The organism is Archangium sp. (assembly GCF_057119385.1).
On the sequence record NZ_DBNGVP010000076.1, the window covers coordinates 22,712 to 39,822 of the forward strand.

The window sequence follows — 17,111 nt, forward strand, 5'->3', positions numbered from 1 at the left end:
TCCGTCAGGTGCGGATGGCGAGCGCCCGGGCCGCCACTTCGCGGTCATCGAAGGCGCGCTTCTCGGTACCGATGATCTGGTACGTCTCGTGGCCCTTGCCGGCGATGAGGACCACGTCGTCCTCCTTCGCCAGGGAGATGGCCGTCTCGATGGCGGCCTTGCGGTCCGCGTCCACGAGGTACCCCTTCTCCCCGCTCTTCGCCTTGCCCGCGGAGATGCGGCGCATGCCGCTCTTCTCCAGGCCCGGCGTCACCTGCGAGATGATGTCCTCGGGATTCTCGGTGCGCGGGTTGTCGCTCGTCACGACAGCCAGGTCCGCGGCCTCGGCGGCCGCCGTGCCCATGAGCGGACGCTTGCCCTGGTCCCGGTCCCCACCGCAGCCGAACACCACGATGACGCGGCCCTTGGCCATGGCCCGCGCCGCCTCGAGCGCGCGCTTGAGCGCGTCATCCGTGTGCGCGTAGTCCACCAGCACCGCCGGAGCCTGCGCGGGGCCGTGGTTCTCCACCCGCTCCATGCGGCCGGGCACGCCACCCATGCGCTCGATGCCCAGCTGCACGTCCTTGCGCCGCGCGAAGCCCGCGCCCAGCGCGAGGCCCGCCGCCGCGAGGATGTTCTCCAGGTTGTGCGGCCCCAGCAGCCGGCTCTTCACCGGGATGTCACCGGCCGGCGTCTTCAGCACGCCCTTGATGCCCTGCAGGCTGAAGGACGCGTCCGTGGCGGAGATCTCCCCGTTGCCCAGGCGGCTGAACTTCCACGCCATGCGCTTCTGGCCGCGCAGCTCGTTGTAGATGCGGGTGCCGTAGGTGTCGTCGCCGTTGACCACCGCCACGCCCGTCTGGGACAGGTTCTCCACGAAGAGCTTCCGCTTGGCCTGGAAGTACTCCTCGATGTCCTTGTGGTAGTCGAGATGGTCGCGCGTCAGGTTGGTGAAGGCGGCGGCCTTGAAGGTGATGCCGTGCACGCGCTCCTGCAGCAGCGCATGGCTGGACACCTCCATCACCACCGTCTCGATGCCCGCGTCCACCATCTCCTTGAGGATGCGGTGCAACTCCAGCGGGTCCGGCGTGGTGTGGGCCGTGGGGTGGAACTGGCCCCCCACCTTGTAACCCAGCGTGCCGATGACCCCCGTCGAGGAGTAGGCCGCGGTGGCCATGGCCTCGAGCAGATAGGTGGTGGTCGTCTTCCCGTTGGTACCCGTGACCCCCAGCATGGTGAGCTTGTCGGCGGGCCGGCCATGGTAATTGGCCGCGATGAGTGCCAGCGCCTTGCGGGCGTTGGACACCTTGAAGAAGGGCACCTGCGAGGACAGGGACTTCTCCGACACCACCGCCACGGCCCCGCGGGACACGGCCTCACCCACGAACTGGGCGCCGTCCTCCTTCGTACCCGGCACGGCGACGAACAAGTCGCCCGGCTTCACCTTGCGAGAGTCCTGCGACACCCCCGTCACATCGGCCGGGGTCCGGCCGCCCGAGGTCTGCTCGGCACCACACCCTGCAAGGACATCCGTCAGCTTCATCGTTTCCCCTTCACATGCAGCCGCAGCGAGGCTGAGCTGTCCCGCGGCCTCATTGCCGCGCCGCCAGCTCCAGCGTCACTCGCGCACCCTTCTCCACCAGCGCACCGGCGGCGGGACTCTGCGAAACAACGCGTCCACTACCTAACAATCGAGGCTCCAGGGCCGAGGAGAGCAGCTTCGTCACCGCCTCGCGCCCCGCCTGACCAACGACATCCGGAACGCGGACGGAGCCAGGCTCCACGTTCTCGGTGACAGCCTCCGACACCACGGGCCGGGCCGTCTCCGCGCTCGCGGGAGGGGGCTGGGCGGCCGCCACCGGCATGGCGGTGGGCGGCAGCGGCACCTCTCGAGAGGGAGGGACGGCCAGGTGGGCCATGGCGGCGGTAGCGATTTCCTTGAAAGCGGGGGCGGCCACGCTTCCCCCGTACACGTCCGTCTTGGGCTCGTCCACAATCACGAGAATGACGGCGCGAGGATTCTCGGCCGGTACCACGCCCACGAAGGAGGCGAGCCGCTTGTCGGAATACCCCCGGGCCACCGGATCCGCCTTCTGGGCGGTGCCCGTCTTGCCAGCCACCCGGTAATCCTCCATGGCGGCCTTGGGAGCGGTCCCCTCCTTGGTCACCACGCTCTCGAGCATGGAGACGACCTTCTTCGCCGTCGCCGCGGAGACGGCCTGGCGCACCTCGGTGGGCCGGTTCTCCAGCAGCACCACCCCGTCCGGGTCTACTACCTTGGAGACGAGGTAGGGGCGCATCAGCACGCCATTGTTGGCCAGCGCGCCCCAGGCGGCGGCCATCTGCACGGCGGTGGCGCTCATGCCCTGCCCGAAGGACTGTGTGGCCAGCGACACTTCCGCCTTGGGGAACGGGATGGAGCCCCGTCCCTCTCCGGGCAGCGCCAGCCCGGTGCGCTCGCCGAAGCCGAAGTCCCGGTAGGCCTTCACCATCCGCTCGCGGCCCAGCTGCTGGGCAATCTTGGAGGAGCAGATGTTGGAGGACTCGCGCAGCACCAGCTGCGGGGTGAGCCAGCCCAGCGGGTGGGTGTCGTGGATGGTGTGCCGGCCGATGGTCCACGCGCCGTTCTCGCAGAAGAACAGGTCGTCCTGCTTGATGACCTTTTCATCCAACGCGCTGGCCACGACGAAGGCCTTCATCGTCGAGCCGGGCTCGAAGACGTCGAGCGCGGCGCGGTTGCGCATGCTGGCACGCGCCTCCTTCTCGGGGGCGTTGGGATTGAAGCGCGGGTGGTTGGCGATGGCGAGGATCTCCCCCGTCTTCGGCTCCAACACGATGGCCATGCCGGCCACCGCCTTGGCGTCCTCCACCGCGCGGCTCAGGGCGCGCTCGGCGACGAACTGGAGGTGCCGGTCGATGGTGAGGGTGACGGAGGCGCCCTGGCGCTCGATGGTGTCCGGAGCGCCGGAGACGAGCAGCTTGCGGCCCTTCGCATCGCGGAAGCCGGACAGGCGCGAGTTCTGGCCGGACAGCTCGTCCTCGAAAGCCAGCTCCAGGCCCTCGAGGCCGTGGCCGTCCAGGCCCACCATGCCCACCACGTGCGCGCCCAGCTCCTTCTGCGGGTAGAAACGCTTGGGCTCCTTGGTGAAGCCGAAGCCGGGCAGCCCGAGGGCCTTCACCGCCTCCACCTCGCGGGGCGTCACCTGACGCTTCACCCAGGCGAAGCGCCTGGCGCGGGTGAGCCGGGCCTGCAGGTCCTCCACGTCCAGCTTCAGCACCTTGGCGAGCAAGCGCGAGGCCTGCTTCACATCGGGCAGCATGGAGGGGTCCACCCAGATGGAGTCCACCTCCACGCTCTGGGCGAACGGGGTGCCACGGCGGTCGAAGATGTCACCCCGGCGGGCGGGGATCTCTATCTGGCGGACGTACTGGTCCTGGGCGAGCCCGCGCAGCTTGTCGCGCTCGAACACCTGGAGTTGCACGGCGCGGCCGAAGGCGGCCATCAGCAGCAGGACGAAGAAGCAGGCCATCAGCTTCACGCGAAGCCGCAGCCACTTCTGGTTGGGCTCGGGCGCCCGCGCTGATTTGAAGTCCCTCACGGCCAGTCCCCTCAGTGCGGTGCACCGCGCTCGGCCACGCGGACGCTCCGGGCGTCACGGGCCTCCACGCGGGCGTTGCGCTTCTTGCCCGGCATCTCCGCCGGCAGCGCGATGACGAGCGAGCCCGCGGGCATGGACATGCCGAGCTTCTCACGCGCCAGCTTCTCGAGCCGCGCCGGGTTCTTCAGCGTGGCGAGCTCCAGCTTCAGCCGATCATTCTCCCGGATGAGGGCACGCTCCTCGGCCTCGGCCTTGGAGAGGCGGTAGCCCATGTCCACCACCAGCACGCGGCTCGTCACGTGGACGAAGCCCACGGCGGCGAAGAGGGCGAAGAGGAACACCGCGGGCAGCAGGTGCAGCAGCACCTGGCCCACCGACACTCCACTCCCACTGCCACGGGACACGGGCTTGATGCGGCTCATCGGATCTTCTCCACCACGCGCAGGTGCGCGCTCCGGGCACGGGGGTTGGCGGCAATCTCCTCGTCCGAGGGGGCAATGGCCTTGCGCGACACCAGGGCGAAATCTCCCTGGCCGCCACAGACGCACACCGGAAACCCGGGAGGGCACTTGCAGCTGCCCACCATGTCCCGGAAGGTCTCCTTCACCTTGCGGTCCTCGAGCGAGTGGAACGAGATGACGGCGGCGCGGCCCCCCACCTTCAGCAGCCGGGGCAGCGCGGCGAGCAGCGACTCCAGGGACTCCAGCTCCTGGTTCACCGCCATGCGCAGCGCCTGGAAGGTGCGGGTGGCCACGTGGATCTTGTTGGGCCAGGCCTTGCGGGGCACGGCGCGCTTGACGGCCTCGGCGGCCTCCAGGGTGCGCGTGGGCAGCGCGCGCTTCAGCTCCCGGGCGATGGGCCGGGCGAAGGGCTCCTCGCCGTACTCCTCGAGGATGTGGCGCAGCTGCGCCTCGTCCTCCTCGGCGATCAGCTCGGCGGCGGTGCAGCCCGTGTCACCCATGCGCATGTCCAGCGGGCCCTCCTTCTGGAAGGAGAAGCCGCGCTCGGCCACGTCGAGCTGGGGCGAGGACACGCCCAGGTCCACCAGCACGCCATCCACCGGCAGCAGGTCCGAGGCCACCTCGAGCAGGTCCCCGAAGTTGCCCTGCCGGGCGCTGAAGGCGGGGTACGCGGCGAGCCGGGCGCGGGCGGCCTGGAGCGCGACCGGATCCCGGTCCACCCCCAGGACGGTCGCACCCCGGGCGAGAAGCGCCTCGGAGTGACCCCCACCACCCAGTGTGCCGTCGATGATCACCTTCCCCGCTCCCGGTCGAAGGACGTCCACCGATTCACTCAGGAGGACGGTCTGATGGCTGAAGTCAGCCAAGGGGCGCCTAGACGAACGGGGCCCGCGCGAGCGCGAAGGCGGCCCGGGCATCGTTCATATGCGGGTAGAGCTCGAAGACATCGTGAGCCCCCGCGGCCCGGAGGATCGCGGCCAGGTAGGGAGACAGCCCGGACAGCTTGATGTCTCCGCCGGCCTTGCGGAAGGCCTCGGCACGGGCCACCAGGGGCTTCACGCCGCGGTAGTCCAGGTGCCGCACCTCGGCGAGATCCAACACCACGTTGCGCAGGCCCCGCTGCATGCGAAGCCCGAGCTGCTCGCAGAGCTGGGTGAGGTCCTTCTCCAGAAGCTCCCCCTCGAGCATGAGGGTCTCCACGCGCCCACTGGAGACCGCGCGGATGCCCTGTGCTTCGGCTGCCTGGTTCATGACACCACCTTCCCGGGTTTCCCGCTTCCCGTCGAAAATTCAGCCCACTACTGGCGCAGCTCGGTGAGCACGCGCATGACGTCCGCGCTGGAGGCTTCCTTGCGGGCCTCCTCCTGGGCTCTGGCCCAGCCCTCGCGGCTCCACAGTTCGATCACCTTCACCATCCCCGCCCACACCACGTCCTTGTCCAACCCCGCGTGGGAGCGCAGCGACGGCGGAATCAGCACGCGCCCGAGCTTGTCGAGCGGGCACTCCTGGGCGCTGGCCACGTAGAGCCGCATGAGCGTCTTCACCCCTGGCTCCATCGGGTTACGTTTGGCGAGCGCCGCCTCGAGCTGCTCCCACTCGCGCACCGGGTAGGCATGGAGACAGGGGTCCAACGCCGTCGTGATGATGAGGCGCTCGTCGTACGAGCCCACGAGCGTCTCGCGCAGCCGGGCCGGGAGGCTGGTGCGCCCCTTCGCGTCGATCTGGTGCTCATAGACGCCTCGGAACACGCGAAGAAGTCCACCTTGTCAGCCCGGCCGATCCACATTACGCCACCCCTTCCCACTCCGATCCACTTGGGCGGCGGAAAATACGCGCGGCCCCCTACCCGGTCAAGAAATGCAACAGGCGCGTACAGGCCCGTGTCACACGGGGGAAACATGGACGAGAGGGGCCCGACTCTGCATAACTGCCGCCGCTGAGCGCCTGTGCAGGGCCGCTCACGCCTCGCGTCCTGGCCGGGGGAGCGGGGCCCTCACTCGAAAACGTAAGGTGGACACATGACCCGCTTGACTCGTCTGACGATGCTCGCCGCGATGACCCTGGGCCTGGTGGCCTGCGGAGGCGGCGCGAAGCTGGGGGGTGGTGAGAAGGGGGCGGCGCAGGCCGCGTTCCAGGCCTCCCAGCCGGTGGGTCGCAACGGCAACACGTCCGCGAACGCCCTGGTGCGCCAGGCCCTGGCCAGCGGCGCCCTCACGGTCTCCGACTCCCACCCCTGCTACAAGGGCGGAGAGGTGAAATGGAGCGTGGATCTGACCAACTCCGGCCAGACCGGCACCTTCAACTACGACGTCACCTACGACGGCTGCAACGAGGACGGGAAGAACGAGTACAACGGCAAGATGGTGTACGCGATGCGCTTCGACCTGCACCCGGACTTCACCGGCTTGTCGGTCATCACCACGATGAAGGGCCGGCTGACCATCGAGGGGGAGATCTCCGACTACATCGAGGCGGACGTGGCGCTGACCATGGCGCTCACCGCCACCTCGGCGCACTCCGGCAACGTGACGATGGTGCTCGACGGCAGCATCAAGACGTCGGAGGGCAGCCACGTGTACACCCAGGACACCCTCTCCATCGTTGCTGGCGAGCTGCCGAAGGCCTAGTTGCCCGCCCGCTGTCGCTTTTCCGAGGCCGGACTTCCAAACTGGAGGCCCGGCCTTGCCACGCCATTCCAGGGGAGTACCGCTGCCATGAGCCAGACCGCGACGAACCGAGCCCAGGGCGAGGTACGCCTCAAGGTGGCCTACAAGAAGCCCGAGGCGCTGCTGAGCGAGTACACGCGCAGCATCGGCCGGGGAGGCGTGACGCTGCAGACGCAGAAGAGCCTGCCGGTGGGAACGCGCTTCGTCTTCGAGATGCACAACCCCGGGGTGGCCACGCCCGTGGAGGTGGTGGGCGAGGTGGTGCGGGTGACACCGCAGCCTAACGGGCGCCACATGATCACCGTGAAGTACGACCCGGGGCAGGATCGGGGCGGACTGGACGCGGTGCTGCAGCGCATCTTCGATCTGCAGGAGTTCGAGAAGCTGCGCCGCTACCCGCGCATCCCGCTGCACCTGCCGGCGATGGAGGAGGAGACGCCCTTCGCGCCGCCCTTCTTCGTGCGCGACCTGTCGCGGGGAGGCGTGGGGCTGGAGGTAGAGGCGCCCGCGCTGCCGGCCGCGGTGAAGGTGGGCATGCCCTTCATGCTGGAGATGGACCTGGCGCTGGGTCCGATGATGCTGCACGGCGAGATCGCGTGGACGTCGGCGGGAGGGCCCGAGGTGCTGCCCACGTTCGGCGTCACCTTCGGCACCCTGAGCCCGGAGTCGGCGGAGCGGCTGGAGAAGCTGCTGTCGCTCGAGTCCATGCCGCCTCCGCCCTGGCGCGCCCGCGTCTGCTTCGGCATGGACGCGGTGATGCGCATGCCGTGAGCGGTAACGCTCCTCCGGGCCCTACACCGCGGACAACGGATAGCCGCTGGCCTTCTCCACGGCCTGGAGGATCGTCTCGCGCAGCTCCACCGGATCGTACGGCGTGAAGAGCTCCAGCCGAGCCACCTTCGCCAGGTGCTCCTTGAGCGTGTCACCCTTCACGGTGGCACACAGCGCGCGCCGGGTCCGGGCGTAGGACTGGACGTTGGCCTCGGTGGCGTACTGCCGCGCCATCGCCACCCGCACCGCGTCCAGCTTCCCGTCCACCGCCGCCTGCCTCGTGCGCGTCACCATCGAGTCCAGCGCGTACGCGTCCATCACGATGTCCGCCACCGTCGCCAGCACCTCCTGGCGCTGCTCGATCTCCGCCCCGAACGTCTCCGCCGCCACCTTCAACGCATAAATCGCCAGCCGCTTGAGGTTCTCCGCCGCCTGCTCCTCCGCGGCCAGCTCGTCCTGCACCCGCGCCTTCGGCAGCCGCCCCGCCCCCAGGTCCTCGTCCACCGCCTGCGCCACCTCGAAGAGCGGCAGCGTGCCCTTCATCGTGCGCTTGAGCAGCATCCCCGCGATGAGCATCCGGTTGATCTCATTGGTGCCCTCGAAGATGCGGTTGATGCGCGCATCCCGGTACGCCCGCTCCACCGGGTACTCCTCGATGTAGCCCGCGCCGCCGTGGATCTGCACCGCGTCATCCGCCACGTACCCGAGCGCCTCCGAGCCGTACACCTTCATGATGGAGGACTCGATGGCGTACTCCTCGATGGCCGCGATGAGGCGCGCCGGGTAGTCGGCCGCCGACTTGTCCGCCCCCGCCAGCACCGCGTCCACCAGGCCCGATGTGCGGTACGTCATGCTCTCCACCGCGTGGATGAGCGTGGTCATCCGCGCCAGCTTCTCCCGGGTGAGCGGGAAGCTCACGATGGCCGTCTGGAACTGCTTGCGCTCCTGCGCGAAGAGCAGCGCGTTGCGCAGCTGCAGCTTCATGCCACCGAGCACCCCCGCCCCCAGCTTCAACCGGCCATAGTTGAGGATGTTGAAGGCGATCTTGTGCCCCTTGCCCACCTCGCCGAGCAGGTTCTCGCGGGGAATCCGCGCGTCCTCGAAGTAGAGCGGGCACGTGGAGGAGCCACGGATGCCCATCTTGTGCTCCTCGGGCCCCACGGTGAAGCCGGGCGTGCCGCGCTCCACGATGAAGCCGGTGAACTTGTCGCCGTCCACCTTGGCGAACACCACGAACACGTCCGCGAACGCCGCGTTGGTGATGTAGAGCTTCGAGCCGTTGAGGCTCCACTCCTTGCCGTCCGGAGACAGCACGGCCTTCGTCTTGGCCCCGAGCGCATCCGAGCCACTGCCCTGCTCCGTGAGGGCGTAGGCAGCCACCAGCTCACCGGTGGCCAGCTTCGGCAGGTACTTCTGCTTCTGGGCCTCGTTGCCGAACCAGACGATGGGGAGCGTGCCGATGCCCGTGTGCGCCCCGAAGGACACGGACCAGGAGCCCTGCAGGCTCATGGCCTCGGCGATGAGCAGTGAGGTGGTCTTGTCCAGGCCCAGGCCGCCGTAGGCCTCGGGGATGTCGATCATCAACAGGCCGAGCTCGCCAGCCCGGCGCAGCAGGTCGCGCAGCAGCGCGTTGTCCTTGGCCTCGATCTTCTCGGCCTGGGGGAGCACCTGCTCGGTGGAGAACTGGAGCGCCGTCTTCAGGTAGAGGCGCTGCTCCTCGGTGAACAACTCGGGCGTGGTGATGCGCACCGAGCCCACATCGTTGAACAGGAAGGCACCCCCGACGGGGACCGCACCGGAACGGGGCTGCTCGAGCACTGCTGCCATTCGGAATCCTCCAGGAGGTCGCCTCCTCGCTCGGGAGGCAGTTGTGCCACCGCGCCGGGCAAGATATGGCGCGGTGCATCAGGGCGGTAGTAGCCACAGGCCCGCCCCTTCTCAACCGAGTTGGACTCGCGGAGGAAGTGACGCCATGAAGCTGCGCTGGAACGTGCTGGGAGCCGTGCTGCTGGGAGTGGGACTCGTGGGCTGTGGCGCGACGGTGGGCGACGCCTGCACCACGGACGCCGACTGTGGCGACAAGGGCTTCTGCATCAACAATCAGACCTTCACGCCGGGAGGCTACTGCTCGCAGTCCTGCGTGCCCGGCAAGGACGAGACCTGCCCCACGGGCAGCAGCTGTGTGAGCCAGGGCTACGCGGAGGACGTGTCCGCCTGCTTCCTGAAGTGCCGCTCGAACGATGACTGCCGCACGGGCTACAAGTGCGAGGGCGGTTTCCGGGGCAATCCCGGCTCCGTCTGCGTGGCCACGAACTGAGCGCCCCCGAGGCCGTGCGCCCCGAGCCGCGCGGCCTCCCCTGTACGCTGCCCTACGAGCCAGCCGCGGGCCACGCGCCACGGCTGCTCATCCCCGGAGACGGGCCGGAGATCTCTGCTAGGAAACGCGGGCATGAAGAAACTCGTGCCGCTCCTCGCCCTGGCCTTCACCGCCTGCAAACCCGCCACCCTCGACCGGGACCTGAAGGACATCCCCGGACTGACCTTCCACGCCCTCTACGACGGCGCGGGTGACGAGACCGTCCTGCTCCAGTACGACAGCCCCGCGGGCTCTTCGTGCTACCGCATCCCCACGGACACCACCCTCACCGTCAACGGAGAGGTCTTCACCCTGGAGAAGCGGGGCGAGTCCTACGACACCCCCAGTGGCTTCTTCGATTGCGAATTCCCCCGGTTCAAGGGCCCCGCGAGTCCGACCGAGGAGTCCCTGACGGACTACGTCCTCACGGATGGCAAGTCGACCCTGCGCGCCGCCTTCAAGCAGCTCCACGCCACGCGCAGCATGCGGGTCAAGGTGAATGGCACGGAGCAGACCTCGCTCCGCAACGGGTCGGCCGTGGACATCGAGTGGTTGCCGGTGAGCGACGTCCTGGAGAGCGCGCAGGTCGCCTTCCGGCTGGACGGGACGCCGGAGGGAGAGGAAGACACCTATACGATGCAGGGCGTCCGTCTGGACGCCAACCACATCCGCTTCATCCTGGACGTGCGGAAGACCGGCGACTTCACGCTCCGCGTCACCGCCAGGGGTCAGGCGGGACTGGAGTCCTGCGAGGGCTTCACGAAATGCGAGGCGGACTTCGTCGCCGAGCTGCGGGTCCCCATGCCCATCGAGTAGCGGCCCGGGCCCTACTGTCCCGCCGGAGCCCCGGCCACGGCGGGCGCCCGGGGCGTCGGGTAGATGAAGCACAGCGTCTCGAAGTAGGGCTCGCCGGGCGCCGCGTACACCCCACCGAGCGCCCGCGCCGCCTGCGCCAGCTCCGTGCCGAACGAGGGCACGAGGCAGATGTCCTCGGAGGTGGTGAAGCGCCCCTTCAACCTCCCGAGCCCCTTGCGCAGCGTGGCGATGTCCTGCCTTCCACCGCGCACGGGGACCGAAGGCCCGTTGGCGTCCGGGCCCGGCAGCTTCCCCACGCTGGTGGTGAGCTCGAAGCCGTCCTGCCGCTGGATGATGCGCAGCTTGCCGGGAGCGGCCTCGGCCAGCCACGCCTGGAAGCCCTGCTCGTCGCGCAGCACCAGCGGGTAGGCGACCGGGGCGTCCGGGTGGAGCAGCCACACCTCGCGCGCGGACTCACGCAGGACGGCGAGCAGCTCGGAGGTCTGCGCGAGGAACGTGTCCGCGTCCGGCACGAGCAGCACGCCCTGCTCCTTCACCCGCTCGCGCAGCCGGGCCTGGTCCTCGGGTTTGGAGGGCACGAACCGCTCCCCGCCGAGCCGCACGGCCTCTCCCGCCAGCTCCACCCGCAACACCTTCCCGGGCACGGGCTCGCCATACACCTCGGCCGGAGCCACCTGGAAGCGCGCGTCCTCCTCCGCGACGAGCGCCGGGAGCGGCGCCGGCTTGAGCGACGAGAGCGGCTCGGCCGGCTTCTCCTCCGTGCACCCCATGGCCAGCACCACCACCGGCCCCAGCACCCACCTCAGCCTCATGGCGCGTCCTTCTCCACACGCGCCGCCGGGGCAAACGCGGCGGTGACGCACTCCTGCCGGGCGAGTCCCGCCTGCGCGGCATGCAGCGCGGCCGTGCTCGCGTCCTTGAAGAGCACCATGTCGTGGAAGCGGCTGGCATCCGCGGTGGAGGCGTTCACCAGGAGGAACCTCGGGCAAGTGTTGAGCGGCGCATGATACCCGGAGCCCACGCGCCAGAGGGCTCCCGGCGCTTCGGACCTGTGGCGTCCTGTAGCGGAAAAAGACCCTCCCCATCCCTCCGGGCCCCGGGGCGCCCGCCCGGCTGGACGCCCGGATCTCCTGGGACCGGACATCCGCCCCTCGTAAGTCGTGGCATCCGTTGAGGGTTGATGCTACGACCTCTCACTGCTCTCGCGTCTCATGAGGGGGACATGCCAGAAGGCTCCGCGTCACTCCAGCTCGCGGTTGGCGACCGGGTGGTCTACCCGAATCAAGGGGTCTGCCGCGTCTCGGCCATCGATGTGAAGGAGGTGGCTGGTCAGAAGCTCACCTTCGTCACCATGCACCGGGAAGAGGATGGGGCGAAGGTGATGGTGCCCCAGACCAAGGTGATCTCCATCGGCGTCCGCAAGGTGGCGGGCCCCGAGGACGTCAAACAGGTCTTCGAGTTCCTGCGCTCCGACAGCGACAAGGCGGACCTGGACTGGAAGATGCGCGCGCGCACCAACCAGGACCGCATGGCCCAGGGTGGCCTCATCGGCATGGCCGAGGTGGTCAAGGGCCTGCAGGTGCTCAGCGAGCTGCGCCCGCTGCCCACCAAGGAGCGTGAGCTGTACGACAACGCTCGCCACCTGCTGGTGTCGGAAATCGCCGCCGCGCTCAACACCTCGGACTGCAACGCCGAGGACGCCATCGACCTGGTGCTCTTCCCGCCCGGCCGCGAGCGTCCCAAGCGCACCGCCGCCGAGTTCGCGCCCCGTCCTGGGGAGGGCGACGAGGATCTCGGCCTGGACGCCGACCTGCTCGGGCTCGACAGCGAGCTGGACCTGCCTCCGGACGAGGAGGAGGCTCCGCAAGAGGAAGAGGAGTCCTCCGAGGAAGCCGGCGAGGAGGACGAGGAGGGCGAGGAGAAGCCCCGCAAGAAGGCCGCCGCCATGCCCGCCGAGGGTGGCGCCGACGCCGCGCCCAAGAAGCGGGGCCGTCCGCCCAAGCCCAAGCCGGAGGGCGCCGAGGCCGCCGCGCCCAAGAAGCGGGGCCGTCCGCCCAAGCCCAAGCCGGAGGGCGCCGAGGCTCCCGCGCCGAAGAAGCGCGGCCGCCCGCCCAAGGCCAGGCCCGCCGAGGGTGCCGAGGCCGCCGCGCCCGCGCCCAAGAAGCGCGGCCGCCCGCCCAAGGCCAAGCCTCCCGAGACCGAGGAGGCAGAGGACCAGGATGCCGACCTCGATGACGACATCGAGGCCGATGATGAGTGAGACCCGTCTTTCGAGGTGACGCCCCGTGATTCGCGTCGTGACGCTGGACTCCTTCGACGAAAAGCAGATCGCGAAGCTCTGCCAGACGCTCTATACGGCGTTTGGCGTGGGCAGCGAGCACTCCGGCCAGAAGGAGGTGCCCGCGGGCATGTCCGACCCGCTGGATGCCGAGAAGCTGCTCACGGAGATGAAGGGCATCCGGGCCTATGAGGACGACAAGGTCCTCTTCATCACCTCGCGCAAGCTGAAGGAGCGCGAGCTGGCCGGAGGCAAGGGGCCCACCCCGGGCTTCGCCTGGTACAACAAGAGCCGGGCCATCATCAGCACCCACGGGTACAAGGACCTCGAGACGTCCTTCAAGCCCGTGGCCCGCAACGCGCTGCAGCAGATTGGCCACCTGTGGGGCCTGCACCACTGCCTGGATCCGCGCTGCTCCATGTATCCACCCTGGACGCCTTCGTTCTCCGCGGGTGAGCCCACCTTCTGCACCTTCTGCCGCGACAAGAGCGAGCAGAAGCTCCGCCTTGCGAAGTCCTAGGTCCCTCCCGCGCGCCCTTCCCCTGGTGGAGCTGGGGGGGTTGCTGCTCGTCGCGCTCGTCTGCCTCGTCTTCCAGCTCCGCCTGCCCGGCCGCCTCGTCTCCGAGGCGGACTACCGCGAGGTGGAGGGCTGGCTGCGTGCCGAGGCCCGTCCCGGCGACGCGGTGCTGCTCTTCCCGTGGTGGACCGAGCGCGCCCGGCTCTACATGCCGCCGGAGCTGCCGGTGTACGGGTACCTCGGCTCGGACAAGGACGACCTGAGCGCGCACCCGCGCATCTGGGTGCTGGGCCAGCCGGAGCTGCCTCGGGCCGGGGAAGCGGACTTCCGGGCCGCATTCCTGCCCGGGCGCACCGCCGTGGGAGCACCGCGTCGCGCGGGAAACCTGGAGCTGACGCTGTACGAGAACGGCCGCTACCGGCCCCGGCGCTTCGTGGCGTCGGAGGCGTACGCGAAGGCCCACGTCTACCTGGAGGCCCAGGACGGGACGAGGACCGACTGCCCCTTCGACGGACGGGTGCACCGTTGCCCCGGGCCGCCGCACCTGTACGTGGCGCCCGAGTGGCATGAAATCCACTTCGAGCCGCGCCGCTGCCTGTGGATGCACGCGCCGGGCGGGACACAGCGGCTGGTGGCCGAGTTCGCCGGAGTGCCCGCGGGCACGGAGCTGCGGCTGGAGGGCGGCCTCATCTCCGAGTTCGCCTCGAACCACGACGCGCAGCTGAGCACCGCGTATTACGGCGTGGAGGACGCGGCCACCCGCGAGCCGTTGCTGGAGATTGCGCAACCGCCGGGCCTGGAGGGCCTGCAGAAGGCATGGCGCGCGCTGCCGCCGGGCGAGCCCCGCACGGTGAAGGTGTGGGTGCGGGCGCAGAATCCGGAGCGGCGGCAGGTGTGCCTGGACGTGTTCGCGCTCGGAGACGGGGCGGTGGTTTCCAGGGAGGGCACATGACGGCGGGCCGGGCCGCGACGCGGGACGAGCGCTGGCTGGCGCTGGGGCTGTGGGTGCTGGGCTTCGTGGCGCTGTGGGTCACCGAGTCGGCGGTGGGCTTCACGCGCGACGAGAGCGTCTACTTCTACGCGGGCGAGGGCTATGCCCGCTGGTTCCAACAGCTCTTCCACGAGCCCGCGCGGGCGCTCACGGACGCGGCCATCGTGCGCGCGTGGGACTACAACCACGAGCACCCGGCGCTGATGAAGGAGCTGTTCGGGCTCTCGCACCTGCTCTTCCACGAGACGCTCGGGTGGCTGCGCCCGGCGGCGGCCTTCCGGCTCCCGGCCTTCGCGCTGTCGGCGCTGGTGCCCGCCCTCACCTTCCTGCTGGGCAGCGCGGTGTATGGCCGCACCGCGGGACTGTTCGCCGCCCTCTCCTTCCTGCTCGTCCCGCGCCAGTACTTCAACGCGGAGCTGGCCTGCTTCGACATGCCCATCGCGGCCATGTGGCTGCTGGTGGTGTACGCCTTCTGGCGCGCACTGGAGGACCGGAACTGGGGCGTGCTGTGCGGCGTCTTCTTCGGCCTGGCGCTGTGCACCAAGCACAACGCGCTCTTCCTGCCCTTCATCCTCGCGCCCTTCGCGCTGTGGCGCGCGTGGACCACCACCGTGGACAAGCCGGAGGCGCGTGTCTGGTTGTGGCGCGTGCTGGGGCTCTTCGTCGCGGTGGCGGTGCTGTATGGGCTGCTGGTGGTGAGCCTCGGGCTCGAGGACTTCCAGCGGAAGTTCTTCCTGCTCAGCCCGCACACGCTGCTCTTCGCGGTGCTGGCGGTGGGCGCCCTGGGGATGCTGCACCTGCAGAACGAGGTGCACCCGCCCTCGGCGCTCGCCCTGCTGCCGCTGGCCACCATGGCGGTGTTCGGGCCCATTATCTTCTACCTGCACTGGCCCTACCTGTGGCACGCGCCGGTGGACCGGACGGCCTGGTACCTGAACTTCCACGCCACCCACAACCACTACACCTGGTTCTACCTGGGGAAGCTGCTGCGCGAGCCGCCCTTCCCGCTCGAGTACGTGGTGGTGAAGACGGCGCTCACCGTGCCCACCAGCCTCTTCGTGCCGATGGTGACGGGATGGCTGGCGCTCGCCGGCCGCGCGGTGCTGAGCCGCTTCGAGCGCACGAAGTCCCTGGTGCGCGTGCCCTCGATAGCCGAGTGCCTCATTGGCCTCAACGCGGTGGCGTCCCTCCTCATCATCAGCCACCCGCGGGTGCCGCACTTCGGAGGGGTGAAGCACTGGCTGCCGTCCATGCCCTTCCTGGGGATTCTGGCGGGCGTGGCGGTGACGCGGGGCTGCGAGGCGTGGGTGGAGCGGCTGCGCGTGCGCTGGCCGAGGCTCTCCCTGGCGGCGGTGGCGGCGCCCGTCTTCGCGCTGCTGATGCTGCCGGCGCTGCTCGGGCTGGTGCGCGTGTTCCCATACGGGACGAGCTTCTACTCGGAGCTGGCGGGAGGCCTGCCGGGCGCGGCGTCGCTGGGGATGCAGCGCCAGTTCTGGTCGAGCAACGTGACGGCGGTGCTGCCGTGGATCAACGAGCACGCACCGCGCAACGGGCGCGTCTTCCTGCACGAGGTGCACGGCCTGTCGTTCCGCGACTACCAGAACAACGGGATGCTGCGGAGCGACCTGCGGCCGGGTGGGCCCTTCGACTCGGACGTGGCGGCGTACCAGTACCACCAGGAGTTCCGTGAGCACGAGTTCAACGTCTGGCAGGCCTACGGGACTCGGACGCCGAGTACGGGTCTGTACCTGGACGAGACGCCGCAAATCGTCGTCTACCAGCGCCGTTGAGCGATGACGCGGCGCGTAGGCGCGCGGTGGCGATTTCACTGACTGTTCAAGGCGAGACGGCGGGTAGCCCCCCGGGGCAGGACGCATGAGTTCCGGGTTAGGCTCGGGTCACGACCATGGTGGATGTCTTCTGGAGGGGCACATGACTCGGTGGATGAAGGCCGTAGCGGTGGTGGCACTGGGCGCGGTGGGCTGTACGCAGGAGCAGAAGCCGGCGGTGGCCAGACGCGCGGAGCTCAAGGCGGTGAGCGGCTCCACGATGGAGATCGTCCCGGCGCCGGGGCAGTACCCCTACTGCATGCTCTTCACGGTGTCGGAGAAGGGCATCATCCGGCAGCTGACGATGACGCGGGAGAACCGGTCCATCAAATGCGAGGCCGGCAAGCGCATCTACAACTCGAGCTTCCGGGTGCCGGTGGAGGAGGGAAAGGTCAAGGCGTACATCCTCTTCTCGGACCAGCGCATCCAGGCGGGTTCGGTGGCGCAGCAGCTGTATGACCTGAGGGACAAGCCGCGGTTGACGGCGATGGACTTCCGGCTGCCGGGCTCGGTGTCGGTGGAGATGCTGGAGTTCACGCCGAAGCCGGGAGGCGAGCCGGTGACGGGAGCGGTGGTGGGCACCACGGACATCGAGGGAGCCGCCGAAGGCAGCCAGACCGAGGAGGCCGATGTGGAGGATCCGGGGCAGGACGTGGCACCGCCGAAGATGACGCCGCCGCCGAATGGTGGAGGCAGCGGCACGGCGACGGCCACGGACGCCGTGAAGTAACGCCGTCCACCCCTCAGCAGTTCCAATCGCCCCACTCGCCCCAACATCCCCTCTCCCTTCGGGAGAGGGACGGGGTGAGGGTATCCGGGCCCGTCCTCCCCGCTGTGACAAGGAGAGG

Annotated in this window: 18 protein-coding genes; 9 read left to right on the top strand and 9 right to left on the bottom strand. The window is 69.4% G+C overall.

The features are described 5' to 3' along the window. Positions 1-4: 4 nt before the first annotated feature. The 6 genes from AC16DP_RS18275 to mraZ are packed head-to-tail and all read right to left on the bottom strand — an operon-like array spanning position 5 to position 5,787. Positions 5-1,522: a UDP-N-acetylmuramoyl-L-alanyl-D-glutamate--2,6-diaminopimelate ligase gene (locus AC16DP_RS18275; protein ID WP_329725776.1), complete on the bottom strand. Its 1,518-nt coding sequence runs from the start codon at positions 1,520-1,522 to the stop codon at positions 5-7. Positions 1,523-1,571: 49 nt separating this feature from the next. Next, on the bottom strand, positions 1,572-3,578 hold the full coding sequence (locus AC16DP_RS18280) for a penicillin-binding protein (RefSeq protein ID WP_329725777.1): 2,007 nt from the start codon (positions 3,576-3,578) through the stop codon (positions 1,572-1,574). 11 nt (positions 3,579-3,589) lie between these two features. After that, entirely contained in the window at positions 3,590-4,000 is a 411-nt protein-coding gene (ftsL, locus tag AC16DP_RS18285; protein WP_329725778.1) for a cell division protein FtsL, read from the bottom strand. Next, positions 3,997-4,956 (bottom strand): 16S rRNA (cytosine(1402)-N(4))-methyltransferase RsmH, encoded by a 960-nt coding sequence (gene rsmH, locus AC16DP_RS18290; RefSeq protein WP_329725779.1) that lies wholly within the window; start codon positions 4,954-4,956, stop codon positions 3,997-3,999. Before rsmH ends, ftsL begins: the two co-directional genes overlap by 4 nt. Beyond that, positions 4,913-5,290: an STAS domain-containing protein gene (locus AC16DP_RS18295; protein WP_329725780.1), complete on the bottom strand. Its 378-nt coding sequence runs from the start codon at positions 5,288-5,290 to the stop codon at positions 4,913-4,915. Before AC16DP_RS18295 ends, rsmH begins: the two co-directional genes overlap by 44 nt. 47 nt (positions 5,291-5,337) lie before the next feature. Beyond that, positions 5,338-5,787, bottom strand: coding sequence for a division/cell wall cluster transcriptional repressor MraZ (gene mraZ, locus AC16DP_RS18300; RefSeq protein ID WP_329725781.1), 450 nt, complete (start codon positions 5,785-5,787; stop codon positions 5,338-5,340). Between the two features lie 270 nt (positions 5,788-6,057). Between mraZ and AC16DP_RS18305 the strand changes: the two genes are divergently transcribed. Continuing rightward, on the top strand, positions 6,058-6,666 hold the full coding sequence (locus AC16DP_RS18305) for a hypothetical protein (protein WP_329725782.1): 609 nt from the start codon (positions 6,058-6,060) through the stop codon (positions 6,664-6,666). An 87-nt stretch (positions 6,667-6,753) separates the two neighbouring features. After that, complete coding sequence (locus AC16DP_RS18310) at positions 6,754-7,476, top strand: PilZ domain-containing protein (RefSeq protein ID WP_329725783.1); 723 nt, start codon at positions 6,754-6,756, stop codon at positions 7,474-7,476. Positions 7,477-7,497: 21 nt separating this feature from the next. Here AC16DP_RS18310 and AC16DP_RS18315 read toward each other — a convergent pair whose 3' ends face one another. Then, positions 7,498-9,303, bottom strand: a complete 1,806-nt coding sequence (locus AC16DP_RS18315) for an acyl-CoA dehydrogenase family protein (RefSeq protein WP_329725784.1) — start codon at positions 9,301-9,303, stop codon at positions 7,498-7,500. 145 nt (positions 9,304-9,448) lie between these two features. Between AC16DP_RS18315 and AC16DP_RS18320 the strand changes: the two genes are divergently transcribed. Further along, entirely contained in the window at positions 9,449-9,793 is a 345-nt protein-coding gene (locus tag AC16DP_RS18320) for a hypothetical protein (RefSeq protein ID WP_329725785.1), read from the top strand. Positions 9,794-9,925: 132 nt separating this feature from the next. Further along, positions 9,926-10,648 (top strand): hypothetical protein, encoded by a 723-nt coding sequence (locus AC16DP_RS18325; protein WP_329725786.1) that lies wholly within the window; start codon positions 9,926-9,928, stop codon positions 10,646-10,648. 11 nt (positions 10,649-10,659) lie between these two features. On the opposite strand, the gene AC16DP_RS18330 is transcribed toward AC16DP_RS18325, so the two are convergent. Beyond that, positions 10,660-11,460, bottom strand: a complete 801-nt coding sequence (locus AC16DP_RS18330) for a hypothetical protein (RefSeq protein WP_329725787.1) — start codon at positions 11,458-11,460, stop codon at positions 10,660-10,662. Continuing rightward, the gene (locus tag AC16DP_RS18335; protein ID WP_329725788.1) at positions 11,457-11,618 is read right to left on the bottom strand and encodes a hypothetical protein; all 162 of its coding nucleotides are present in this window, start codon (positions 11,616-11,618) and stop codon (positions 11,457-11,459) included. Before AC16DP_RS18335 ends, AC16DP_RS18330 begins: the two co-directional genes overlap by 4 nt. Positions 11,619-11,870: 252 nt before the next feature. On the opposite strand from AC16DP_RS18335, the gene AC16DP_RS18340 reads away from it, so the two are divergent. The 5 genes from AC16DP_RS18340 to AC16DP_RS18360 all read left to right on the top strand — a co-directional run bounded on the left by AC16DP_RS18340 (position 11,871) and on the right by AC16DP_RS18360 (position 16,993). Next, complete coding sequence (locus AC16DP_RS18340) at positions 11,871-12,908, top strand: CarD family transcriptional regulator (RefSeq protein WP_329725789.1); 1,038 nt, start codon at positions 11,871-11,873, stop codon at positions 12,906-12,908. A 25-nt stretch (positions 12,909-12,933) separates the two neighbouring features. After that, the gene (locus tag AC16DP_RS18345; RefSeq protein WP_329725790.1) at positions 12,934-13,446 is read left to right on the top strand and encodes a hypothetical protein; all 513 of its coding nucleotides are present in this window, start codon (positions 12,934-12,936) and stop codon (positions 13,444-13,446) included. Further along, the gene (locus AC16DP_RS18350) at positions 13,433-14,395 is read left to right on the top strand and encodes a hypothetical protein (RefSeq protein WP_329725791.1); all 963 of its coding nucleotides are present in this window, start codon (positions 13,433-13,435) and stop codon (positions 14,393-14,395) included. The genes AC16DP_RS18345 and AC16DP_RS18350 overlap by 14 nt, the downstream gene beginning before the upstream one ends. Beyond that, positions 14,392-16,224, top strand: coding sequence for an ArnT family glycosyltransferase (locus tag AC16DP_RS18355; RefSeq protein WP_329725792.1), 1,833 nt, complete (start codon positions 14,392-14,394; stop codon positions 16,222-16,224). Before AC16DP_RS18350 ends, AC16DP_RS18355 begins: the two co-directional genes overlap by 4 nt. 142 nt (positions 16,225-16,366) lie before the next feature. Then, the gene (locus tag AC16DP_RS18360; protein ID WP_329725793.1) at positions 16,367-16,993 is read left to right on the top strand and encodes a hypothetical protein; all 627 of its coding nucleotides are present in this window, start codon (positions 16,367-16,369) and stop codon (positions 16,991-16,993) included. Positions 16,994-17,111 lie beyond the last annotated feature (118 nt).